General features: G+C 44.4%; 20 protein-coding genes. 2 read left to right on the top strand and 18 right to left on the bottom strand.

Annotated features, from left to right (window positions below; translation table 11 throughout):
• Position 1: 1 nt before the first annotated feature.
• Positions 2-919, bottom strand: coding sequence for an LCP family protein (locus AB5Z01_RS03820; protein ID WP_022287251.1), 918 nt, complete (start codon positions 917-919; stop codon positions 2-4).
• Between the two features lie 122 nt (positions 920-1041).
• Complete coding sequence (locus AB5Z01_RS03815; RefSeq protein ID WP_272125429.1) at positions 1042-1638, bottom strand: SLOG family protein; 597 nt, start codon at positions 1636-1638, stop codon at positions 1042-1044.
• Positions 1639-1778: 140 nt separating this feature from the next.
• Here AB5Z01_RS03815 and alr point away from each other — a divergent pair, with 140 nt between their 5' ends.
• Positions 1779-2942 (top strand): alanine racemase, encoded by a 1164-nt coding sequence (gene alr, locus AB5Z01_RS03810; RefSeq protein ID WP_117863591.1) that lies wholly within the window; start codon positions 1779-1781, stop codon positions 2940-2942.
• 16 nt (positions 2943-2958) lie between these two features.
• The gene (locus AB5Z01_RS03805) at positions 2959-4236 is read left to right on the top strand and encodes an amidohydrolase (RefSeq protein ID WP_118053465.1); all 1278 of its coding nucleotides are present in this window, start codon (positions 2959-2961) and stop codon (positions 4234-4236) included.
• A 99-nt stretch (positions 4237-4335) separates the two neighbouring features.
• Here AB5Z01_RS03805 and AB5Z01_RS03800 read toward each other — a convergent pair whose 3' ends face one another.
• From AB5Z01_RS03800 to AB5Z01_RS03725, 16 genes are all read right to left on the bottom strand, one after another.
• Complete coding sequence (locus tag AB5Z01_RS03800) at positions 4336-5130, bottom strand: zinc ribbon domain-containing protein (RefSeq protein WP_287214791.1); 795 nt, start codon at positions 5128-5130, stop codon at positions 4336-4338.
• Between the two features lie 35 nt (positions 5131-5165).
• A complete protein-coding gene (locus tag AB5Z01_RS03795; RefSeq protein ID WP_287214794.1) occupies positions 5166-5669 on the bottom strand; it encodes a hypothetical protein in 504 nt (167 codons plus the stop codon).
• Between the two features lie 67 nt (positions 5670-5736).
• Positions 5737-6498: a zinc ribbon domain-containing protein gene (locus tag AB5Z01_RS03790; protein WP_117957342.1), complete on the bottom strand. Its 762-nt coding sequence runs from the start codon at positions 6496-6498 to the stop codon at positions 5737-5739.
• Between the two features lie 177 nt (positions 6499-6675).
• Positions 6676-7506, bottom strand: a complete 831-nt coding sequence (locus tag AB5Z01_RS03785; protein WP_287214798.1) for a purine-nucleoside phosphorylase — start codon at positions 7504-7506, stop codon at positions 6676-6678.
• A gap of 14 nt (positions 7507-7520) precedes the next feature.
• Positions 7521-10496: an ABC transporter permease gene (locus AB5Z01_RS03780; RefSeq protein ID WP_287214799.1), complete on the bottom strand. Its 2976-nt coding sequence runs from the start codon at positions 10494-10496 to the stop codon at positions 7521-7523.
• A gap of 18 nt (positions 10497-10514) precedes the next feature.
• Positions 10515-11567 (bottom strand): efflux RND transporter periplasmic adaptor subunit, encoded by a 1053-nt coding sequence (locus AB5Z01_RS03775; RefSeq protein ID WP_138336809.1) that lies wholly within the window; start codon positions 11565-11567, stop codon positions 10515-10517.
• 259 nt (positions 11568-11826) lie between these two features.
• On the bottom strand, positions 11827-12876 hold the full coding sequence (locus tag AB5Z01_RS03770; protein WP_038670186.1) for a carbohydrate ABC transporter permease: 1050 nt from the start codon (positions 12874-12876) through the stop codon (positions 11827-11829).
• A gap of 12 nt (positions 12877-12888) precedes the next feature.
• Entirely contained in the window at positions 12889-13971 is a 1083-nt protein-coding gene (locus tag AB5Z01_RS03765) for a carbohydrate ABC transporter permease (RefSeq protein ID WP_242998755.1), read from the bottom strand.
• Positions 13971-16448, bottom strand: a complete 2478-nt coding sequence (locus AB5Z01_RS03760) for a DUF5696 domain-containing protein (RefSeq protein WP_195221391.1) — start codon at positions 16446-16448, stop codon at positions 13971-13973. The genes AB5Z01_RS03765 and AB5Z01_RS03760 overlap by 1 nt, the downstream gene beginning before the upstream one ends.
• A 26-nt stretch (positions 16449-16474) precedes the next feature.
• On the bottom strand, positions 16475-17104 hold the full coding sequence (locus AB5Z01_RS03755; RefSeq protein ID WP_022287238.1) for a Yip1 family protein: 630 nt from the start codon (positions 17102-17104) through the stop codon (positions 16475-16477).
• A 1-nt stretch (position 17105) separates the two neighbouring features.
• Positions 17106-18716, bottom strand: coding sequence for a tetratricopeptide repeat protein (locus AB5Z01_RS03750; protein ID WP_195221390.1), 1611 nt, complete (start codon positions 18714-18716; stop codon positions 17106-17108).
• A gap of 41 nt (positions 18717-18757) precedes the next feature.
• Positions 18758-19660 (bottom strand): carbohydrate ABC transporter permease, encoded by a 903-nt coding sequence (locus AB5Z01_RS03745; RefSeq protein WP_022287236.1) that lies wholly within the window; start codon positions 19658-19660, stop codon positions 18758-18760.
• A gap of 18 nt (positions 19661-19678) precedes the next feature.
• The gene (locus AB5Z01_RS03740) at positions 19679-20617 is read right to left on the bottom strand and encodes a carbohydrate ABC transporter permease (RefSeq protein WP_022287235.1); all 939 of its coding nucleotides are present in this window, start codon (positions 20615-20617) and stop codon (positions 19679-19681) included.
• 17 nt (positions 20618-20634) lie between these two features.
• Complete coding sequence (locus AB5Z01_RS03735) at positions 20635-23601, bottom strand: extracellular solute-binding protein (protein WP_332009263.1); 2967 nt, start codon at positions 23599-23601, stop codon at positions 20635-20637.
• Positions 23602-23732: 131 nt separating this feature from the next.
• The gene (locus tag AB5Z01_RS03730; protein ID WP_022287233.1) at positions 23733-24680 is read right to left on the bottom strand and encodes an ATP-binding cassette domain-containing protein; all 948 of its coding nucleotides are present in this window, start codon (positions 24678-24680) and stop codon (positions 23733-23735) included.
• The gene (locus AB5Z01_RS03725) at positions 24673-25416 is read right to left on the bottom strand and encodes an ABC transporter ATP-binding protein (RefSeq protein WP_368365335.1); all 744 of its coding nucleotides are present in this window, start codon (positions 25414-25416) and stop codon (positions 24673-24675) included. The genes AB5Z01_RS03730 and AB5Z01_RS03725 overlap by 8 nt, the downstream gene beginning before the upstream one ends.
• Between the last annotated feature and the right edge of the window lie 142 nt (positions 25417-25558).

Raw genomic sequence — 25558 nt, 5'->3', positions numbered from 1 at the left:
TTTACTTCTCCGCTGCTGACGGTGCAGTATCTTTGAGCATTGTCTGAACGCTCTCCTTGAACTTATCAGACACCTTAAAGTGAGAATCGTCCGTCCACTCGCCCTCCGGCACAAGAGCTTCTGCAGGAGTAAGGTTCTGATCCAGCATATCCTTGAGATATGACTTTTCTTCCTTATACTGTGCGCTTGTCCAATCGGTATCGCTGTTTGCGGTGAATATATTATAGAAGTTATCAAGATTATCCTTAGTGATATTCGTCTGCTGGAAAGCGTTGTTTATAAGCATTGTCACCGCAGTTCCAAGAAACTTCATATTACCGTTCCTGCCCTCTTTGAAAACAGGATACTGACAGATAAGTCTTATCTGATGACCGCTGAGGTTAGTCAGATCGCCGCTTGGGATAGCGATATCGTTCTCGTCATTATCCTGAGAGAGATAGTAAAGCTCCTCATCAGGAGTATATGTAATTCCGCCTACAATATCCGCCGCATTCTCGAATGCGTCATTTGTGAGAGAAACGTAATTGTCTATAGTGATACCGAAAGTGTCTGCAACGGCTGCTTCAAGCTTCACCATGCCGCCCTCTTCGTGTATCTCACGCATTGTCTGGCTTCCGCTCACTGTGAACGCTGAAACAGGCATTATGATTATCTTCTTTGCGTCCGGTGCAACTCTTATGACTGTTGCGTCTGCAAGAACGCCCTTGCTGTTCACTCTTGCAAAAAGGGTATTATAAACCGGGCTTTTTATGCCTGCGTCGCTGTCGCTGTCATCATTGCCGATAACACCAAACTCTCTGAGGGCATACAGTGCAAGCATGCCGATAACAAAGAGGAATATTATCATCGTTATGAAGTAGACCAGAGCGATAGGAGCCTGAGATCTTCTTTTTTTCTTGTGAGCTTTCGTCTGAGCCATGTTATTGATCTCCTTACTTTCAAATATATACAGGCAGGCATACTGTCCGCCATATTTTCATATATAAACTTTTTCGGAAAAATTCTCGAAAACTATTGAACAATTTGCAATTTAGGTGTAAACTAAATAGGACGGCTGTCTGAGTCTGAGTCGATATAAAAAACAGGATTATCGTCAAGGCATATGATGTTCAGCGTAAGGCCTGCACGCTTTGCCATGTTTATGGTCTGCAAAGTGCCTGAGCCTTTGGCTTTCTCTTTTATGACCCCGATCAGACGAGAGGAATGTTCAACCATAAAGCTGTTTCGCTTTTTATAACAGCCGTTTTCATACTTGGGGCTTGTTATCACGACCGCACTGCAAGAGTTCAGAATAAGCGAATATGTATAGCTGTCCAAGGGTGTTTTCATCTCTGTACGCTGGCCTGCATAGGGCAGAACGCACACGAGCTTCATATCCTTATATTCGGGCTGAGCCGAAAGGCTGTGGACTATCTCAGCACAGCGCAGGTCGATACCTTTTGACATACCTGATATAAAAGTACGGCAGCCTTCGCTATATGCTTCCTTTATCATAAGGACGAGCATACTCAGGAGATTTTTCATACCCTGCTTATGGACATCGCCGCCGAAAGGCAGATCCCTGTCCCTATGACCTGTAAAGCAGCAAGAGGTATCTCGGTTGCAGAAAAATTCTTCTGCGGGGATGATATTACTCACATCAAAGCCTCCTGAAAGATTTGGCGACACAATGCCCATGATAAGAACATTATAACACATTGATTTATCTTTTTCAATAGAAAATGACAAATATTTTGTGCAAAGGCACAATTATAAAACCGAAAGGGAAGAAAAATAAAATGGATTTTTTGAAGAGAGCATGGGCTGAGGTAGATCTTGACAGCATTGAATACAATCTGAAAGAATACCGCAGGCTCATAGGGGAAAAAACAGAGATAATGTGCGTTGTAAAGGCGAGCTGCTACGGACATTTTGACAACGGGGTAGTTCCGTTTCTTGAAAACGAAATGGACATTCGCTGGTTTGCGGTATCGAACATACACGAAGCCCACAGGCTCAGGGATATGGGCATAAAAGGCGAGATACTCATTTTGGGCTACACACCTCCTGAAAATGCTAAGTGGCTCACAAGGCTTGACATCATTCAGGCTTGCACAGAGCTTTCATATGCTAAAGCACTTTCAGAAAACGCTGACGGCAAGGTACGCATACACGCCGCTATCGACACGGGCATGACGAGGATAGGTCTTCACGGGGAAACCGACAAGATATACGGTGAGCTTAAAGAGATATCGAAGCTTGAAAACATTGCGCTGGAGGGCATTTTCACCCACTATGCGGTGGCCGACAGCCTGAGAGAGCAGGACGAGAAATACACAAAAGCGCAGACAGAGAAGATACTTGCCGTTGCTGACAAGTGCGAAGCAGAGGGGCTTCACCTTGAAAAAGTGCATTTTCTCAACTCAGCCGGCGGAGTATACTATTATAATGAGAGAAGCTCTCTTGCAAGGCTTGGAATAATACTTTACGGACTTTATCCTGACCCTGCAAAGGCTCTGCCTTTTGAGCCAAAGCCTGCTATGGAATTTAAGGCGGCTGTTGCGCAGGTAAAATACATAGACAATGGCACTGACGTAAGCTACGGCAGGACTTACACTGCAAACGGCAAAGTAAAGCTCGCAACTGTTACGGCAGGCTATGCAGACGGATATCCCAGGGCGCTTTCAAACAAGGGATATGTGCTTATAAACGGAAAGAAATGCCCTATCACAGGCAGGATATGTATGGATCAGTTCATGTGTGATGTAACTGAGGTAGAGGACGTAAAGGCAGGGGACGAGGCTGTCCTCATAGGCGCACAGGGAAATGAAAAGATAACCGCCGACGATATCGGCAAAATGACAGGAACGATAGGCTACGAGATAGTTTGCGGAATATCTGCAAGAGTGCCGAGAGTTATCTCACGCCACGGAGAGCAGACGGCTGTTCTTGAAATAGAGTAAGGGAGGATAAAGAGCCATGATAAGATTTTTCGGCGGCAGGGTAATGACCCTTGCCAACGGCATAGAAACGCAGGATATAGAGGTCTGGACGGAAGGCTCAAAGATAGTTTTCGTTGGCAAGCCTAAGGCTGAGGAGCTTGACGGGAAGGTTTTTGAACGTGAATATGACCTCAAGGGAAATCTCCTTATGCCGTCATTCAAAAATGCGCACACTCACTCAGCAATGACTTTTCTGCGATCATATGCTGACGATATGCCTTTGCAGGACTGGCTTTTTAAGCAGATCTTTCCAATGGAAGCAAAGCTTGACGGAGAGAAAGTTTACTGGCTCACGAAGCTTGCTATACTTGAATATCTCACAACAGGCTGTACGGCGGCATTTGATATGTACTTTGAGCTTGACGATTATGTAAAAGCCTGCATAGAAAGCGGCTTCCGCTCTGTTCTTTGCGGTGCGGTGAGCGGTGACAAGTCTAATCTTGAAAGGCTTGAAAACAACTATCTGAAATACAACAATGTTGACCCTCTTATAAGCTTTATGCTTGGCTTCCATGCAGAATACACCTGCGAAAAGGAACTTATGGAGGGCGTTGGCAAGCTTGCGGCAAAATACAAAGCGCCTGTTGCAATGCACAACTCGGAAACTGCAAAAGAAGTCAGAGAGTGCATAGAGAAATATGGCATGACGCCAACTGAGCTTTTTGACAGCTTCGGAATTTTCGACTTTGGCGGTGCAGGCTTCCACTGCGTTCACATGAGCGACAAGGATCTTGAGATATTCAAAAACAAGGGCGTATGGGCTGTTCACTGTGCAGGCTCTAACGTAAAGCTTGCAAGCGGCATTGCGCCTATCGTAAAAATGCAGGATATGGGCATAAACATTGCTATAGGTACTGACGGCCCTGCAAGCAACAACTGTCTTGATATGTTCAGAGAAATGTTCCTTATGACAGGTTTGCAGAAGATAGCTTGCGATGATGCTTCTGCCTGCCCTGCTGACTCGGTGCTGAAAGCGGCAACTGTAGGCTCTGCAAGGGCAATGGGGCTTTCTGACTGCGACATTATTGCAGAGGGCAAGCAGGCTGACCTTATCGTTATCGACCTTTTTCAGCCTAATATGCAGCCTCTTAACAACATAGGCAAAAACCTTGTTTACAGCGGCTCAAAGCAGAATGTAAAGCTCACGATGTGCGCAGGAAAGGTGCTTTACGAGGACGGCGAATTCAGGATAGGCGAAGAACCTGCGGTCATTTACAAGAAAGCTAACGAGATAATCGAGAGCATGAAAGATTAAATGTATGGGCGGCCTTGGGTCGCCTTTATCTTTTACGCAAACACTGTGTTGACACACAAAAAAAGGGACGCTTTGAAACGTCCCTTTTTACATTATATTCTATTCTTCAAAGAAAAATGCTTCGTTTGCAGGATAGTCAGTTTCGTCCGTGAGAGTTACCACTGCACAGCCATTTGAGCTTTCGTCCTTTTTGCCGAATATCTGATCTCTGAAAAGCCAGAAAACGTCAACGCAGATAACAGCAAGTATAAGAATGATAAGTATTATCGGCACAAGTGCGCCTGCACCCTTTCCAGGTGTAACGCCGTTCATTTGATTCATCTGATTTGGCTGGATAGGCTGTCCACCCTGATTCATCTGCGGCATTGCATTGTTCACAGGCTGAGCAGGCTGCTGATAGCCCTCTGGTGTAAGAACTCTTTCAGGCTGCTGAGGCTGTGGGGCAACGTTTGGAGTTTCCGCAACTGTAGGCGTCTGAGGTATTTCCACAGTTCTTGAAGCCATTGCAACTTCCTCGGCTGTAGGCTGTGCAGGCTGAACAGGCTTTGCAGGCTCTTGCCCAGGCAGATAAACGCTGTCCATAGTCGGCATATCAGGAGTCGTTGGCGGAATAGTCTGATTTTGCACAGGAGTATCGTCAAAATGCAGCTCAGGCACTTCGATAGACTCCATTTCAGGATTTCTCTCGTCCACTACAGGCTCGTCGGCAGGCGTTTCGTCCTGCGGCACGGCTGTTCCGCAGACGTTGCAGAACTTAGACCCCGCATTAAGTGTATTTCCACACACTGAGCAGACCTTGCTCTTTATAAGCTTCTGCGGCATTCTTGTTCCGCAGGCAGCGCAGAACTTTGCACCGTCGGCAACAGGCAGACCGCATTTTGGACAATTTTCCATATTAATACCCTCTTTTCATATTATTATTGATCCCCTCAGCCCTTTTGGCTGAGATCAAATTTTTCGATAACTTTTCCGAAAATATACCAGTTGTTTTCTATTTTGACCACTGTTATCTCACGGCTGGCAGACAGCTTGCCGCTGTCAGTAGTCTCTGTGAGCTTTGCTGTCATTGTAACAGCTTTTTTGATAGTCACATTTTTGTGATAGCTTTCCTTATAGCTTTTTTCAAGGTCTTTCAAACCGTCGCTGTCAAGCTCTTTTTTATTGCTGAGCTTATAAGAAAGCTCCGTTTTTTCCTCGCCCCTTGTGAGAAGCGTTTCCGCAAGGGCTTCGTTATAGCTGTCGCTGTTTTTATACTCCGCCTCCGCTTCTGGGGTAAAGCAGGAAAGATATGACTGCGTATCGCTATACTGCGCCGCTGTGACAAGTGTCGCCACGGGCTGTTCATATCCCAGGACCGCTCTTTCTTCCTCTCCGCAGGAGCAAAAGAGCATTGCCACACACAAAAGCATACACAGCACTGATATTTTTTTCATTGTGCAAACACCGCATTTTCAAAAACGGGCGGAAAATTCTCCGCCCGTTACTGATCGTTTATATATCTTAGAAACCTGTGCTTATTGGAAGGTCGCCCTCGTCCAGAAGAACCCATGTGCCGTCCATCTTTCCAACAATAACAGTTGTCTTGTCGGTCTTATCAGCGTCTTCGCCTTCGATAGTATACTTGATCTTTACCTTATAAGCCTTTGTAAGCTTATACTTCTTAGCCTTTTTGCTGCTGAGTATTGACGCAACGTCTGAAACTTCGTTATAGCTGTCGATATCGTCTGAGTCTACCTTAGTCTTTTTAACTACCTCATAGCTTATCTCAGCGTCATCGCCGTATTTCTTTGTAAGTCTATCTCTCTGCTTTTCAGCCTCTTCATCAAAATCCTCGTCGCTTATATCAATGATACCGTCCAGTGCGTCTGCCATATCCTTATAATAAGGAGGCATAAGCTCTTCATAAGCCTTACCGTCGCCGTCATTGAGAACGTCCATAACGTTATTGATAGGAGTTTTCCAGCTTCCGCCGCCGAATATCATGCAAAGGATAACAACTACCAGAATAACAAGCACGAGCAGAACTGCCAGAACTGCGATAGTGAGCTTATTAGGCTTGTTTTTCAGATTTTTGATGTTTTCAACAGAAACAGCGTCCTTTATAGCGTTCATGTCGATATTCTTGGCTGCCTGCTGAAGATTTGCCATTGGTGAAGCGGTCTGCTGTGCAGGCTGCTGAGGTGCTATTGTTGCACCGCACTGAGTGCAGAAAGTCGCATTGTCATTAAGCTGAGCTCCGCACTGTCCACAAAATTTTGCCATATGATTATCTCTCCATATTCTTGATATTTTTTTGAAGATACTTACTTCATAATAATATATTAAACTAAAGCGTTTGATTTGTCAATAGTTTTTCACAAAGTTTAGCAAAAAAGTACACATCATCAGCCCTTTTCGCACATTTGTTACATATTATTTTGAAAAAGTTGTTACAAAACCTTAAAGCTGTTTACCTATTCTTATGATGCTTTCTGTGATAAGCTTTTTGAAAAGGGGAGCAGCCTTGTCTGCACATTCCTGAACTTCAGCATGAGTGAGAGGATTATCCGTCATGCCTGCTGCAAGGTTTGCAACGCAGGATATTCCGCAGACTTTCATGCCTGCATGATTTGCGGCGATAGCCTCGCAGGCTGTTGACATTCCCACTGCGTCAGCACCGATAGTTCTTGCCATTCTTATTTCCGCAGGGGACTCGAAAGACGGTCCGGTGAGCTGGAGATAAACGCCATGGCGGAGGGTTATGTCAAGATCTTCTGCCGCACCTGAGATGATATCCCTGAGCTTTTTGTTATATATCTCGCTCATATCAGGAAATCTTGTTCCAAGCTCGTCGATATTCTTGCCGATAAGAGGATTAGGAACAAAGCTTGAGATATGGTCTGTTATAAGCATGAAGTCGCCTGCCTTGAAGCCTGCGTTCACTCCGCCCGATGCGTTTGTAAGGAAAAGCACCTTTGCGCCCAACATTCTCATAAGTCTTGCAGGAAGCACAACGTCCTCCATTGCATAGCCCTCATAATAATGCACTCTGCCCTGCATTATAACAACAGGCACTTTGCCAACATATCCGAAAACGAACTGACCCTTATGACCCTCTACCGTTGATGTAGGGAAGCCCTCTATATCCTTATAGCTGAGGGTGTATTTCACGTCTATGGAATTTGCATAATCGCCAAGACCTGAGCCAAGCACAAGGGCTACCTTTGGCTCAAAGTCTATTTTGCTTTTTACGCACTCATAACATTTTGTAAGCTTTTCATAAGCTGTCATAAAATTTCCTCCTATCAATCCTCACCAAGCTTCAACGCCTGACTTATCTTTATCTTCTTTATAAGTCTGCCAAGCACCACAAAGGCTGTAAGCAGCATTACTCCTATAACTGCATAAAGCTTCAGATAGTCGCTGCGTTCAGGTATCACTGCAAACGGCGGCACTGACTGGCTTGCATCGAAGATGCTCTGGAACAGCGGTACGAAAAGGTCGCTTGTTACGCCGCCGATAAAGATAGCGGCGAATATTGCAACGCCTGACACCAAAAGCTGTTCATAGACTATCATCATTATTATCTCTCTGAACTTCATTCCCATTGCTCTTAGGATACCAAACTGCAAAGTCCTGCTCTTTATGGAGAGTATCCAATAGATAAGGAAACCTATTATGCACATCACCATGATGATGATAAAGCCGAGAGTGAGAGCGCCGTTCATGCCCTGGAGCATAGGGTCGTTTTTCTTTTCTATGGTCTGCTGGCTTGCAGATTCAAGGGTGAGGGGTTTAATGCCTGCTTTGTCTATTGAGTCATAAAACTCCTGAACAGAAGCTCCGTCTTTGAGCTTGAACCATACCTCATAAGGCTCCATGCTTGTCTGAACGTTCACATAATCGTAGTTCATAACGGCAAAGTCCATATAACCTCCGTTTTTCGCCTCTTTATAAGGGCTTAGTCCCGGCCAGTAGTCAACAAATGCAAGGACGGTCACTTCAAAGGGCTCGTTTCCGCCCCACTTACACTCTACAGTATCACCAAGCTCCAGACCGTAGCTCTTGAAGCTTGAAGAGAGGATAACTCCCGGTGTGTACTCTGCGAGGGCGTTCAGGTAGTTATTTAACTGAACCGGCAGAAGTCTGTCCTCAAATTTGCAGACCTTTGAGAAATCGCTTGGCACTATGGTCATAAGCTGGACATTGCTTGTTGAGCTTTTGCCTGAGCTTGTGTCAACGCTTTGGTCAAGGAAATCGTCACGGGTCTTTTCCTCATCGTCAGACTTTGTCTGCTGTCTTGGAACGTTCATTTTGTTTGAAGATATGGTCACGTCGTCTTTTCTGAAAACCTTTGTGACATTTTCCACTCCTGCGAGCTTTTCAAATCGCTCAAAAACAGGCTCCACATACTGTATGGTAGTTTCTGTGTCTTCTTCGTCGCTTTCTTCGGAAGTCTGCTTTGTGCCTGATTGAGCTGCCTGAGATGCGCTTTGAGGAGTGGTCTGCTGTGCAGATTCTATTTTACTGCTATACCACTGCTCTGTAAGAACAGCGTCGCAGCCAACCCCATAGGCAACGCTTTCCTCGGCATTTCTGTTCAAGGCTCTTGCGGTATTTGCAAAGAACACGCCCAATGATACAGTAAGAACAAGGAACAGCATCAAAAATCTTTCCCTGCCCGTTGAGGAGCGACCGATATTAGTCAGTGAAACATACTGTGCAGGCGACCACACTCTTCTGCCTATTCTTGCGAGAAGCCTTATTATATAAGGATATATCCTTATAAGAAACAGACCAAGGCCAAGTATAAAGGCAGTGGAAGCCACGAACATTATAGGGTTTACTGTTGCGGTGGTATCTGTTACACCCTCTGCAACAAGCTTTTCCTGAGTTTTGTTGTAATAATAAAGCCAGCCAACTGAACCGCCCACAAGGATAAAATCAAGGCAGACCTTTTCCCACAGAGCGTGCTTTTTCTTTTTGGCTTTTGACTGCTTATGCTCAACAATAGTTGTTTTTGTGGCAGGAACGATCGGTATCATAGTTGTGACAAAGAACACTGCCACGGCTATTGCCGCATAGACGACAGCTTCTATTGTCATATGAACAGGGAGCGAACGCCTGTTGACAAACTCCAAGAATCCGTTTGACGCACCAAGTACCTTGCAAAGTCCAAGACCTGCGAATGGTCCTATTATAACGGTCAGAACGCCCAGTACGAGAGATTCCAGAGCATAAATGCCCATTATCTGCAAGCGGCTTGCTCCACGGCTTTTGAACACCGCTATCTCATTACGCTCCTGCTCAACGTTGAGCTGCGACACCATAAAGAGATAGAATATTATCATAAGTATGACAGGTATCTGCAAAAGCCACAAAACAAGCTGGAGCTGTGATGAACGGCTCTCATAGTCCTTGAGGATATCTGAGGCAGGCATCGAAAAGCCTATGGAATTTTCACCAAAATAGGTCTTTTGCTTTGCTATCATTTCGTTTGTGCTTGCAAGGTCAGTCATATTCATGGAAGCATAATCCACCGCATAGTTATGGACAGCCTTTGTGATATTCACAACGCCAGTATCAACGCAATCCCCGAGCATTGTGTCATAATCTGTAAAGACAACGGCTGTATACTGAGAATCAAGACCCTCTGCCCAATATGCGTCATTTTCGTCCTTAACGTCAAAAACGCCCACGATTTCTATTTTTATTGAATTGTTATCATCAAACACGTCGGCTATCTCATATACTGTGTTTATAGCAAGCTCTGTGCTTTTCATGGCTTTTTCTGTGGCAACGCACTCGTAAACGCCGTCTGAACGCTTGCCTGCAGTGAACATTCTGCCCTGCTTTATGCTGATATGGTCGGAGATATCCGTCATACCGCCGAGAGTGAACCTTGCCTGCGAATTGCCATCTGAAACGGCAAGTGAACGCACATAGAGATACTCGTCACTTATATACTTCTTATCAAGCTTTTCAGGCAGACCAAGCTCCTTGAACTTAGCCTCCACTTTGTTATTATAATTCTCAACAGCTTTCTGCTGCTCACTGCCTGAGATATCCATTTTCAATCCATAGCTAGTATTATACGCACCGGGGTAGATATCATATTCTGTCTGGAACGACTCAAGATCCTTTACAAGCATTCTTTGCAGAGAAGCGTTCATATAAATAGGGATAGTGCTCATCATGGCAGACGCCATAACAAAGCCTATCAGCAGGCAAAGCACCATCCATTTGGTGTTTCGCATTTTACGGAACAATAAGGTGAACATAAGCTTATCCTTTCAAACCTATCTGATAACAATTTCGTCGCCCTCTTTAAGACCCGACTTTATCTCGGTCTGAGAGCCTGTAGAAAGTCCTGTTTCCACTTCAACGGCAGTTTTTTCACCGTTTTTCAGCACATAAACTACCTTTGTGCCGTCAACCTTTTTTATCAGATTATTTGATATAACGATAGCGTCCTTTACGCTGTCAAGGACAAGTATCGTATCTGCAAGCTGACCCACTGTTTCCGCAGGGGCGGTATCCTTGAAACGAACATAGATAGTATCCGCCTGATAATCTATACCTGTATCGTCAACATTATTGTGATCCTCTTTCTGCTCTTCCTGATAATCAGCAAGCTTTTTAGGAGTCATAAAAACAACACCGTCATAATAATCCTCGCCTATCCTTATCTGCACTTCTGTGTCGATATCATACTGGGTGAGGTCGTCAGGCTGTATTGCGATATAAAGAGCCGAAGTATCTATAACAGTTGCGATAGTCTGACCCGGATTTACGTTGTCGCCTGCTCTTACGTCAGAGAGTGACGAAACAACGCCGTCTATAGGTGATTTCAGGCTTGAATCCTCCTTCTGAGCCTGAAGCTTTTCAAGCTCTTTTTCAAGGAGCTGAACGTCAACATAAGCAGAGTCTATCTCTGCCTGGGATCCGCCGCCCTCATAAATTATATCAACTTTAAGCTTTGCTTTTTCGAGATAAAGCTGTTTTTCTTCTATCTGATAGTCAAGGTCATATGTATCAAGGTCACAGATAACATCACCCTTTTTGACCTTATCGCCTGCTTTTACATAAAATTTTGACACTGTACCACTCTGCTTTTCATAAGAAAGAGTATACTGATTTTCCGCTGTGACAGTGCCTGTGGCGACTATCTTCTTTTCAAGGTCTTTTTTCTTTGCCGTCACTGTGGAATATGTAACATCGCTTGCCTTCACGGTCGGCGCATCGAGAACTTCCTCCTCGTCAGGAAGCAGATAGCAACCCCCTGCGGAGAGGCACATTATCGCTGATACTGCGGCAGCAAAAAGCTTTTTTAAATCAACTTTTATATTCATGTTCAGACTCCTAACTGAATATTTTTAGAAACAACTTACCATGGGCAATAACACCCAAAATAATTATATCAAAAAAAAAGTTTTTTTTCTATACACGATTATACTAAATTAACCTGACATTTCAAAGCAATATGCACAATTGCGTTGCTTTATATATGTACAAATTTAATAAGTCTTAAATATATGAACATAAAAAGGGCTTCACGCAAAAAAAAGTCCCGCACCGAAGTGCAGGACTTTTGATAAGCTTATTTGCAAATTAGTTTGCAAGACCTGATCTTTCAACACCCTCGATAAAGTATCTCTGGAGAAATACATACATAATAAGGATAGGTGTGATAGAAAGCAGACAACCTGCTTCAAGCCATACGATTATCTGTCTTACAGATACCGCCTGACCGTCGAAGAGCTGCTGAGTCAGGTTTGTATTCAGGTTCTTCAGCATAAGAGCAACAGTGTCGTTCTGTGTGAAGAATGATGATGATACATAGTAGTCGTTCCAATACCAAACGATAGAGAACAGGAATACTGTCAGGAACGAAGACTTTGCGTTAGGACACATGATAACAAGGAATGTTTTCAGTGGGCTGCAGCCGTCGAGGTATGCAGCATCTTCAAGCTCCTTAGGAAGTCCTCTGAAGAACTGACGGAAGATGAAGATAAACAGACCTGCACGAAGTCCGTTTGCAAACAATGCAGGAAGATACATTGTCCAACCGCTGTTGATAAGCGATGTTGATTTGCCAAGTGTGAATACCTTAGCGAGCCACGCTGGCTTGAAGTAAGCATACTGGAGGTAAAGTGGGATAGTTGTGATCTGTGGAGGTACGATGATCATAAGAACAACGATACCGAACAGGATTCCCTTACCTTTGAACTTAAATCTAGCGAAGCCGTAGCCTGTGATAGAGCAGGTGATAACCTGAAGGACAGAGGCCACGAGGTTAAGGATAACGGTGTTTACAACAGTATCTTCAAACTTCATTACTCCCCAAACGTCCTTGATGTTATCAAGTGTGAAGCTCTTAGGGATCCAAACTACTGATGGGTCGTTCATCTGCTCATTTGGTCTGAACGCAGTTGAAAGCATGAATATCAGTGGATAGAGGATTACGAAGCACAGACCAAACAGGATAAGGAACCTGAAGAACGGCCAAACCATTCCGATCGCTCTTCTTCTTCTGTTATAGCTGATCTGCTCAGGGGTGAGATATTTCTCAAGACCCTCCTCTTTCATCTTCTTATAACGGGCTTTAATAGCAGCCTTTCGTTCTTTTTCGAACTCTTTTTCTTCTTTTTTAGTTGCCACTTAAATCCCCCCTTATTCTACTTCATAGTAAACGAACTTATTAACAAGTGCTACGACAAGTGCAAGGAATACTGCTACGATAAGGAAGTATGCCCAAGCCATTGCCGCTGAGTAGCCATGCTCCCAGTTGCTTGCCTTGTTAAGAACGATCGTCATAACTTCGTTCTGTGGATCGACGAATGAATCAACGATTGTATAAACCACGCTTGAAAGTATCATTGGGCTGATATAAGGAATTGTGACTTTCCAGAAGAACTCCCATGAAGTTGCACCCTCGATCTGGGCTGCTTCCTTAGCTGAGAGCGGGATACCCTGAAGTGCTGAAAGCACCAGAAGTATCTGGATACCTGAGTTCCATACAAGGTTCAGGATGTCGGTGGTCAGCGAGTTTATTATCATAGTGAGCTTATCACTGATGTTGTAGATACCGAGGAAGTTCAGCAACTGGTCAACGAGGTCAGCCTCGAACATTGAGCTGAACTGCTCAGATCCGCCTGCGTATCCGCCTGTGCTCATGTTACCGTTGATGATGTCGATAACAGGACCTGTAGCGATGATAACAGGGAGGAAGAATACTGATCTTGCGAATGTTCTTCCCTTGAATTTCTGATTAAGGATAACTGCGATAAAGATAGAGAATATGAGGATAAGAGGAGTTCTCAAAACCGTATTCTCGATCATTGCTACCAGAGCCTTGGAATAATCCTGATCCTTACGGAAAGCGTTTACATAGTTTTTCCAACCGATAAAGGACATTTTCATTCCGCCCTGAGTTACCTCAGTTTTGTTGAATGAGTAAATGAGAGATTCTATAAGAGGCAGGATAAAGAAGTAGATAGTACCCAGCGCCCAGATCGCTATAAATCCGTAGCCATAAAGTCCTTTTCTTTTTTCATAAGAAAGTCTGTGCTTCTTTTCCTTCATCACAGGTGCAGGAGCAACTGCCTCAGCGGCAGGCTCTTCTGCGATTATCTCCTCTGTTGAAATATCTTCTGTAACAGCCTCAGCGTCATTTTCCTTTTCGACTGTATCTTCAAGATCCTCAGCCTTAACAGCCTCGATCTCTTCAGGAGTGTTTTTGATCTCTTCGCTCATTATTCTGTCAAACCTCCTTCTATACAATCTGCAAGGTCATAGACCTCTGTGCCTACGGTAGCTGTTGCGTTCTTCTTATCAACACTGATAACAACGTCTGAAGCTCCGTCCTTTGAATAAGTTGTGGTAAGAACGTTCTTGTCATCGCTCAGCTCATACTTTGTGATCGTATAATCTGAAACGCCTGAAAGTATGCTGCTTACCTTTTTGTACTGATTAGCCGCAAGATCTGTCCAGCCTGCATAGTTTGAATAATACAGGTCGTCATATTCTGTATCCTGAAGCGTATCAGCGTCAGCGTATGTCATATCATAGTGTATCTGCGAGCCTGAAGCCAGTGAAAGCAGAAATGTTTCATCTGAATTTGAGCTCTTATTGATAGGTGTTGAAGCGTAATCAACATATCCGTGAATGACCATCTGATAGAACGGGATATCGAAATCTGTTACGTTGAATCCACTGGAGTAAACAGGAACGTTTGAAACGTTTGTTACATATGGGAGAACGTAAGAGTTCGCACCGTCTGCGAATACTGTACTGATCTTCTCGCTCGCACTCTTATAGCCGTCAACGATAGTATTCATGGTCTTGCTTCTGCTTGAAGGATCCTTCTTTGAATAGTCAGAAACAAGCTTTGTTGAATAATCACCGAAGCCGATAGAAGTGAGCTTTTCATCAGTATAGCTCTCGAGCATTTCTGTGAACACATTCGAGTACTTGTTTGGTGTGAGCAGAGCAGGTGAAACTCCCTTTTCTGCAACACCGAAGGCCGGGCTGTATGATGACTGTCTTGAATAAGCATTTGAAACTCTGATAGCTGTGCTTGTAAGAGTCATATATCCCCATGAACCACTGTCCATCTTGAAGTTGTTCATTGAAGGAACGATCTTCATATTATCGTCCTTTGAGATAAGCTTATCAAATGCACTTGAACCACCAAGCTTGCCGGACGGAGATACTTCTGTAGATATCTTGTTCTTGATAGAGTCATTTGTCCAATCGTTATAGTTGACAGTTATGTTGTCAACTCCGCCGTCCTTGAGGATATCAAGTATGTCGGAAGCCTGATCGAAGCCAGTGATCTCTGTTTTAAGATTGAATGGGATACCGAGAATAGAAGTATCCTTCATAACGCCGCCATAAAGGTCAACGTAAAGATCGCTCTTATTTGCCTGAGCCTTAGCTGTAAGACCCCTATTATTAATAAGGTAGTTTCTGTAGACCTCAGCGCAGTCGGCGTAGTTAAGATCCTCGCCGTTGTCTGAATCAACAGGATAATAACGAACTCCAAATCTCTCGGTCTTTATTCCGTTCTTCTCGAACACTGTGATCTTGTTTGAGTTATCACCGCTCATGAAGAATGAGTCTGAGCTTCTTGTTTCAAACTCGAAGTAACAAGTGTTGTAAGCCTGCTTTTCCTGTCCGCATACCTGAGCGTGAGCATAAACGTTTGACTCACCGTCAGAAGCAACGCAAACAAGTCCAGATGAACCGCTTACTGTTGCAAGGACCGGCATATAAGCCTGCTGAGTGGTTCTTGGAGCTGTTATTGGAACGGCTGTATAATCTCTGCCGAATACCTGCTGATTATAGTCAGCGTACTCGGTCTTGCCGTTGTTGTAGTTTATTACAGCACCGCTTCCGTCAGGAACTATCATATAGCCTGTCGCAGTTGAATCAGCAGCGCCGAAGTTAGGGCAGAACTCGATCTTTGTAAGCACCTTTCCGTCTACCTGAGAAGTGTTTTTCTCCTCGATCTCATCTGAATCGCAGTAAACATAGAGGTTATCGTCCTCAAGAACATAGTGTATCTTGAGCTTCACACCATCAGAAACGTAGTTATATGTAGCAACAACGCCGTCTGAATTTTTCTGCCATTTTACCTTTGCCTTGTTGGAGTAAACCGGAGCAGGGGACTCTGTTCTCTTTTCCTGTCTAAGGTCACCGACTCTGATAGCGGCACTTGCAGCGATCTGCTTTCTCTGGGCATTTTTCATTGCTGTACCCTTAACTGTGTCGATAATTGTCTGGTCAGCCTGAACATTTATAGGCGAAGTCCACCAATACTTACCTGAAGCCTTTACATAAAGACAAAGTCTTTCGTTTTCTTCGTCAAGATAAAGAGCTATCTTGTCGTTCTCTGTTATCTTTTCGCACATTGCAAGAGCTTCTTCGTCAGTTATAGGCTGAACCTCGTCGTCCTTGCTTGCTGTAGTAGTTGTTTTCTCATCGGCTGCTGAGTCTTCAGCAGCTTTATCGCTGCTTTCATCGGCAGTAGCTGCTGCGTCGGAAGCGTCAGCTGAGCTTGTATCATCAGCCGCTGAATCGACACTGCTGTCAGTATCCTTTACTGCGGCGCTTGAATCAGCCTGGCTTGAACTCTCGTCAGTGGAAGAAACCACCATTGACCCCAGAGGCATCAGCATTGTAAGGCAGATAGCAAAGACAACTGCTTTCTTGTAACTTTTGTTATGCATTTATTATTTACACCACCGTTTCTGTTTTAGCCTCTGATCCTGTACATGATCTCAGTATAAACTGAGTAACCGAATACATATACCTGCTGGAACAATGAAAGGAGAAGTATCGCAAGGAACAATATAAGAAGCATTGCGATGATCGTACCAATAATTGAAGCAAGTGTTTTTCCGAATGAATACTGGTGAACGGCTCTCATTGCCTGCACCATAAGGATAACAGACCAGCCGATGCCAAGATACTGGATTGCTGTGATCCAGATCGACTCGTCCTGTACCAGAACGTTTGAGAAGATCACTGCGATAAATGTGCAAACGATGTAAGGAACAAGAGAATATGCAGAATAGATGCAGATCTTTTTAAGTGTACCTTCACCGTCGAGAAGTGTGCATATTGCCCAGTTGCCGAGTACCCAAGTGAAGAAGTAAACTACAGACTGAACGATAAGCGGAACAACGTTGAATACTTTAACGTAGCTATCATTGAACTGGAAGCCTGTGAGCTGTCTGTCAACGACCATTGCAATAAAGAGGAAGAGAACTATGAGCATCGATATTTTCATTGAGCCTTGTTTCTTCCATCTCAGGTCCTCAAAACCTTCAACAGGGTGGAAAACACAATGCTTGAGCCAACCTACCGGAGTAAATTCATACATATCAGTTTCCCTCCTTCTTTTTGCGCTTGATGAGCTTTATGCCCTTTTTCTTGAGAACTGCTTTTACGATGAGCAGAGCGATCAAAACGATAATAACTATCATTATCACTGTGAAGTTATCTCTGAGCCATTCTTCTCTTGCATATTTGAATGCCTTATCGTAATCGTCCTGATCGTAAGCTGTTTTGAAGTAATCAAGAGCCTTCATATACTCGCCGTCGTTAAGGCAAGCCTTACCAAGTCCGACATAAGCCATTGCATAGCCGCCGTCTCTCTTTATAACTTCTTCCCAATCAGCTCTTGCGTCTGAGTATCTGCCCTCGTCATAGAGGAGAACTGCTCTGTGAACGACATTACCGAAAGTTGTTTCAGTATAAACTGTGATATCGTTCTTTGTTCCGTCAAGGATATAGACCTCGTTGCCTCTTGCCTCGATAGCGTTTGGTCCAAGGAAGCTTCCTGCCTGATCAGAAGTGGAGTTCTTTGTACCAAAGATGCAAAGAAGATTACAGAGCTTATCATACTGGAACACTCTGCCGTTCTCGTAGTCAAGAACATTTATTGTTCCGTTGTCAGAAACGCAGATATCTGTAAGTCTGCACTTATAAGTTTTATTTGTTGTTGAATCATACTCTGAAGCAACGTCACCGAATGAATACTCATCGCCGACTGCGTTGTCCCAGATGTTATAACCTGCTGGGTTAAGCTTCTTAACAGCGTCGGTCGTAGTATTTGCAGCCTCAGTAACAGTGTAGATAAATCCGTCTGCGTCGATATCGAAGTTTGCATACTCAACTGGAACGTTTCTTGTCATTGCTGAGATCTGCTCGTTTGAAGCGATCTTTCTCCACAGCTTCTGAGCAACGACAGCGGCAGTTACCTCGACACGGTTAGCACCGTAGAAGCCCTGGAACTCACCGTCCTTATTAAACTGAACAGAACCTGTGTTTACTGACTTACAAACAACGTAGATATTCTCTGCCTTATCTGCAAGTATCTTTGAAGGGTTGAATGTTTCGGAATCATAAAGCTTTGTGTCAGGCTTTGTGTATTCCTGCACCAGAGTCATTTCTGTGCCTGACTCAACAGTACACTTAACAGCCCTTGAATTGTCTGTATCTGCGATGTAAACATAAAGCTTATCATCAAAGATGCTCTTTTTGACATATATGCCGTTAGGATTAAGGAAGGTCGATCTTCCGTCCTCGCCTACAGATATTTCTGTAGAGCCTGTGAATCCGGTATAACAGCCTGTTACCTTAAGATCAGTATCAAGACGGAGTATTCTGTTGTTGCCTGAATCGCACACCCAGAAAGTATCGTTGTCCTGATCGTAAAAGAGGTCTTTTGCATCTGAGAGCTTTGCAGGAGCGTCATCGCTTATATAAAGCGGGTCGCTCGGATCTGAAAGCCTGTCAAGACCCATATCTGCACCTGTTACAGTCTTTTCTACACGGTAGGCACTCTGCGATGGGATCGCATCGTCCCAATAGTCGTAGTTATAGGCTGTATAAGGCTCATCTGCGAAAGCAGTCACGGTCATGGTCAGCGCCAAACCTGCTGCAAGTGCCGCAGAGATCATTCGTTTTAGAGAGATTTTATTTCTCGACACTACTTATCACCTTTTTTCCTTTTCTATAATCTAAGTTCAAATTAATCCTTCATACCTGAGTTAGCCATTGTTTCCATGACGTTGCCCTGAGCTACAAGGAATACGATCAGCGGTGGTATCAGAAGTACAACTGCTGCGGCAAATGTAACGCCCTGACGAGCAAGACCTGCTGCTGTGATCTGCTGTACAACTGTAGGTAGTGTTTTGAGCTGCTCGGAGTAGATAAGTGCTCCGCCCTGAATGTTCCATGCTCCCTGGAAAGCGAAGATGATAAGTGTCATCAAAGCTGGCTTTGAGTTTGGAACGACGATCTGCCAACAGATCCTGAACAGACCTGCGCCGTCCACCTTAGCCGCTTCCACCATGGAGTCGTGGATGGTTGTCATGCTCTGACGCATGAGGTAAAGACCCATTGATGTTGAAATGCTTGGGAGGATCAATGCCCAGTATGTATCGATCATATGGAGCTTAGCCATTACGAGGAACTGCATGATCCATGTTGCATTTGAGGAGAACAGGAGGGCAATAACGATGATCTGGTTAATGACCTTGTTTCCTGGGAATTTACACTTTGCAAGAACGAATGCTGCACAGCAGCAAACGAAAAGGTTGCAGATACAAATTACTATTGTAATAAAGAAGCTGTTGAAGATATATCTTGACAGCGGTACCTGCCATGAGCTTGCGGCTACCTTGAACATATCTGAGAAGTTGTTGGTAGTCGGATTCAGTACATAAAGCTTTGGAGGGAACACGAACAGCTCCTCAACAGGCTTCATAGACTGGATAACTGAGTAATACAGCGGGAACACCATGAATGCACCAAGGAGACAGAGGAATACGAAAATAACTATATCTCCGCCAAGAGAACCATTGACTCTCGCCTTTTTCTCTTTGACCTTCAGCTTTTCAATAGACTGCTGCTTTTTTCTTTTTCTAGCCATTTTATATACTCCCCTCCTTTAGTCAAGATACTTGCCTAAGAGCCAGTTGATACCCTTATTGGCAAGGAGCATTGCAGCGAACAATACGAAACATATTGCTGACGCATAACCCATTTCGTAACGAATGTTACCATAGTCTGTTGCGTGGTTCATGATCGTGTGAGCTGCATAGTCTGTTGAAGGCAGACCTACGAGGTTCTGACCAACAACGCCGACTGTGAATGATGCTGAGATCTGGATAACGGCAGCGAACAGAAGCTGTGGTCCCATTGAAGGGATAGTGATATAGAAAAGCTCCTGCCATCTGTTCTTGATACCCTCGATAGCACCTGCTTCGTACATTGACTTATCAATGTTCTGAAAGCCTGCACGGATAGCAAGGAAGCCTGCACCCATTGACATCCAAAGCTGAACGATGATAACAACTGTAAGGATATAGTTTGTATCTGTGAGCCACTGTGCAGGTTCGTTCAGGATACCCAGATCGATAAGCACAGCGTTCAGGTAACCGTAGGAGTCACCTGACAGGATAAGCTGCCAGGTAACATATACGGAAGTTGTCATAGAAGGTGCATAGAACACGAATGTGAAGAAGGTTTTGAGGAATGCGTTCATCTCGTTTATCAGCCAAGCAATAATAAAGCTGAGGATATAAGAGAACGGTCCTGTGAATATCGCAAAAATAAGAGTGTTTCTTACTGCGATAAGGAATACGTCGTCGTTAAGGAACAGCGTATAGAAGTTTGAAAGTCCTACGAACTTAGGAGTTTCGATCATGTTAAAATTTGTAAAGCCCATTGGCAGCGACATTACGACAGGCACTACCGTGAAGATAATGAACAAAGACATGAAAGGCAGGAGCATTGCATAGCAAGCCTTGTTGGTTTTCATCATGTGCCATGTGTACTTCCACTTGCCCTGTTTTATCATAGGCGCTTCAGGATTGGTTTTGGCCATTAGTTACTCCCCTTTCATTAATTGTCGTACAGACCAAGATCTTCAAGCTTACGAGTGATCTCGTCATTGATATCCTTATTGTACCAGAACAGTGTATCACGAGCGTTGTCGTAGTCATTAACTACAGCTCTGAATGCGTTCATAACGTTTCTTGTTACACCGTAAGATGCAGGAATGATCGGGATCTCTACCTGTGAATTAAGCTGGTCAAGAAGAAGATTTACTTCTGAAGTTGTCCAAGACAACTGCTGAAGAGCTTCTTCGTTAGCTGTTGCATATCTACCCATTGTACCAAGGATAGACTCGATGTTGTTACCGTACTTGACCTGAGCGTCAGTTGAGGTGAACCACTTGATGAAGTCCCAAGCGCCCTCCTGATCTGCTGCCTTTGTGAAGATAATAGCACCTGAACCATTGGAGTTTGCTGCGTGGTTGATAGTTCCGTCTTCCTGAACAGTACCAGGAACTGGCTGGAATCCCCAGCAGCCCTTGATCTCAGGAGCGGCTACAGAAAGCTGGTTATAGAATGTGTAGTTCTGGATAACCACTGGCATATCACCTGTTCTGAAACGTGTGAATGCGTCATATGTCTGCTGGAAGCTGTATGTTGTATAGAACTTTGTCCAAGTATCGAAAGCGTTTACAGCCTCCTGAGTATCGAATGTTGTCTTTGTCTGCTCTTCGTTGTAGTAGTTAAGACCCTGCTGGAGAAGGAGCATAGCGAATGTGTTACCAGGCTCTGTGATAGCAGATACCTGAGTTGTTCCGCCTGTACTTGTCATTACAGGGAGGATAAGACCAACTTCAAGGTAGTTTCTCTGAAGTGTTGGCAGACAGTTAAGAAGTCCGTCCCAAGTGTTAAGATCTGTTGCTGGGTCGATACCGTACTCGCTGAGGATATCAGAACGATAGAACAGCATTGGGAAGGTCTGGTCACATGGAAGACCGTATGTACCGCCGTTGTACTGATAAAGAACAGTAGCGTCGTCTGCAAAACGTGACTTTACCTCGTCAAAGTCGCTGAATGTGGTGAGATCTGTAAGAACGCCACGGGCTGCAAGCTGGATAGGGAAGTCGCCGCCCATGAAGAGAGCGAGGTCAGGACCCTTGCCTGCAAATGTAGCCTCAACGATACCACCCTGAACGAGCTTAAGATTGATCTTTGTTTTAGCTGTTGGATTGTATTCACTTGAAATGAGCTGCTGGAGAGCCTCAGCGTTATCACGACCGAGCATTACCCAGCACTCCATAGCGCTTTCGTCCTCATCGGACAGTGCGTTGTAGTCCTCGAAGAAAGAACCGATAAAGCCCTTGAAGCCGAAGCCAAGTGAGCCAAAGAATGACTTGTCACATGAAGTGAAATCCTGATCGGAAGTAGCTACCTCGATCATATCGACCTCAAGAGGCTGCTCACGATACTGGTTTACGAAAGAAGAAACCGATGTGATGTTATCCTTGATCTGTGACATCATCTCAGGGATAAGGTCAGGCTTCTTTATACACTTATCAAGAACGATAGCCATTTTCTCAAGAGTTTCAGCCTCAGTTCCGCCTGAACCTGAAAGCTTCTCGATCTCAGCCTTCTTATCTCTCAATGTCTTAGCATATTCCTTGAAATCAGGAACGATAGAAGGGATGGCTGTGTCGATCATGTAGTTGTTGTATTCATCAGGATCAGGACCTGTGATCTGTCTGATCTGTCTATAGTAGCTGTTTATGTTATAAACAAGCTCGTCCAGATCGCCCATGACCTCACCGATCTCACCAGGAACTGCTTCCAGAGAAATAGTGTTTGTGCCTGCCTGGAGGTAGAAATAAAGATCGTCGCCATTTTCAGACTTTGGCGTTGTGATGCTCCAGTCTGTATCGTAGTAGAACTTTATCTGATTAGCTTCAAGGCAAGGTACTTCGCCATTGACATAAAGACGTCTGTTGGAGTACATACCTCTCATCTGATCCTGTCTGCCTCTTATACCTATCTTATAGTAGCCAGCCTTGTCAACATTGAACTCCCATGTTACTGTCTGAGTTGACTGCGTCCAGCTTCCTGAACCGATAGTATTATATCTTGTTTTAGTAGGGCTTGAGCCGTTTGCGCTCGATGTGAGATAAGAGCTCTTATCTGATGTAGGATAAAGAGTTCTTGATGACTTGTAGGCAGCAGTTTCACCCTCAAGAGTGATCTTCTGTCCCTGAGCCTGCGTCAGATCGCTGTCTGATGGTGCTGTGTAAGCAGCAGGTGCTTCATACTGATAGAAAGTAAAGCTCTTGACAGCAAACTCAGCCTTTTCAGATTCAAATGTTATCGTATGTTCGCCTGCCTCCATATAGAACTCCAGCGGCTCGTTAAATAGTCCGTCGATGTCCTCCAGAGGAGTTTCCTGCCAGCATGGAGTCGATATCTGTCCAGGGCGGATATCGTTCTGTCTTGAATCCTGTTTGATCTCAGATTCGTTGATCCATCTCTTGCTCAGCGTGATTCTTGACGCTGTTGCATATGGGCTTTCGCCGTCGATAAGCAACGAAAACTCAACGTCGTTTGTGTTGCTTTCAAGTGCCTCATATATCATCTTGATATTGTAGACGCCTGTTTCAGGAATGTTCACCGTCCAAGAAACTGAACCCTCCTGATTTGCCCACTGCATAACATCATTCTCTCCATCTACTGTAGTTACAGTGATCTGAGCGTCTGTTACTGAAGCAGGATCGTAATCCTTTCCCAAGACCTCGACTGTCTTATCAGGTCTTGCAGCGTCGGTATACTTCTTTACATAGTTAGTATAAGAAGTCTGACGGATCGAATCGGTACCCGTCGTGGCAGCGGAGCTTCCGTCGCCTGTTGCAGAATCATCAGCAGTTGCCTGCGTGCCTAGAGTGCTGTCGTCCGCCGCTTCACTGTCTGCAAATGCTGGAACTGATGCGCTTGCACACAGAGCAAGTGCCAATGCGGAAGCAATAACACGCCTAAACATTGTGTCTTTCACTATGAATCCACCTTTCTAAATAAATTGCTTTTGGTTTTGCGAGAATCAAGCCTACTTAATTACATTCTAATATAAATAGTATAGAACCTCTTCATTATGTGATCCCCCACGGGAAATAAAGAAAATAAAGCTTACGTCCCCCCCGATCTGAACAGCACAAGCTTTTCGCCGTTCTCATCAAGTTCGACCTTGACCTTATCGCCGCCTTTTATCTCAAGAGCGTCCATAAAGTCCTTCGGGAGCTGCAGCCGTCCAGATCTGTCGAGGACGATAAGCTCTTCATGAGCCGTTTCCTCGCTGTTCTCAACCAGCACGATATCTCCCATTTCATTAAGCTCCTCCACATAAGAACGCTTTCTTACGATCTCAGAGCTTGTTCTTCCATCTCTGATAGCCACCACTCTGTCGATATGATCGGCAAGCTTAAGGTCATGGGTAACGATCACTATAGTGATCTTCTCATCTTTATTAAGCTCCTTGAATATATCAAGTATCATATTGGAAGTCTTTGTATCCACCGAGCCTGTAGGTTCATCAGCCAACAGTAATCTCGGATCGTTTGCCAATGCAATAGCTATTGCAACTCTTTGCTGTTCGCCTCCCGACATCTGGTCGAGCCTGCTGTTTTTTCTTTTCAGCAGTCCCACTCTGTCAAGCAGCTCCAGTGCTTTCTGCCGTCTTTTATGCTCGCCGTTGAGCAGCATAGGAAGCTCAACATTCTGCACAGCCGTAAGATACGGCACAAGATTTCTTGCATTATTCTGCCACACAAAGCCTACGGTGTTCCTTTTATACTCCATATAATCCTTATCGGTAAACTTCAGAAGATCCTTACCGTCCACATAAAGGTTTCCCGCCGAAGGCTTATCAAGTCCTCCAAGCATATTGAGCAGCGTTGATTTACCACTTCCTGAGTTTCCGACGATTGCCATAAGTTCTCCACGCTCGACATCCAGGTCAAGTCCTTGGAGCGCCACCACCTCAACATCAGAAGTTTTGTAGATCTTCACCAGATTTTCACACCGTATCATATATTTATCATTGTCGGCAGCTACAATAGTATCAAGTTCATCACTCAACTATCTCACCGTCCTCTAATGTATAAACCTTATCAGCTATATCTATCATGCTGGGGTCGTGAGTGGTCATTATGATAGTCATCTCATCTCTCGCCACCAGCTCTTTGAAAAGCTTTACAACATGGAGCGCAGTTGCCGTATCAAGCTCGGCAGTAGGCTCGTCCGCAAAAATTATGTCAGGCTTATGCGCGATAGCTCTTGCTATAGCAACTCGCTGCTGTTCACCACCGGACATTTCCCCCGGTCGGTGGAACATTCGCTTTTCAAGTCCCACGCTTCGCAGACATTCCCTTGTGCGCTTATCCCTTTCTTCATATGGATATTTTGCAAGTCTTAGACCAAAGTCAACGTTTTCATAAGCGGTCATTCCCGACATAAGTGCCACAGATTGGAACACGAACGCCATTTTATACCGTCGTATATCATCTCTGGCTCTTTCAGAAAGCCTTGTAATATCCCGTCCGCCAAACATGACCTTGCCCTTTGTTGGCTTGTCAAGCGCTCCAAGAATATTGATAAGAGTAGTCTTACCGCTTCCTGAACGTCCTCTAAGGATCGTCAGCTTGCCTTTTTCTATTTCGATGTTGATATTTTTCAGCGCATTCACAACGCTTCCGTCGCCGATCTTAAAGTCACGGCACAGATCTTCAGTTGAAAGTATAGTGTCCATACCGCATGGCTCCTTTATCACATCAAACAGGATATTCGTCCTCATCTCATCCACTGTATTGGTCATTTTGACCTATGTAATATACTCAAACAAAGGTTAAAATATTTGTGCATTATTCACATATCGTGTCAGAAGCACACAACGACCACAACATATTGTATTTCTTGTACAATATGTTCAAATTTCGGGCAATAAATTATGCAAATCA

The organism is Ruminococcus sp. RTP21359st1_H3_RTP21359_211015 (assembly GCF_040909065.1).
Taxonomy (GTDB): Bacteria; Bacillota; Clostridia; order Oscillospirales; family Ruminococcaceae; genus Hominimerdicola; species Hominimerdicola aceti.
Note: the sequence above shows the minus strand (reverse complement) of the source record. Positions and strands in the feature narration are given on the sequence as shown.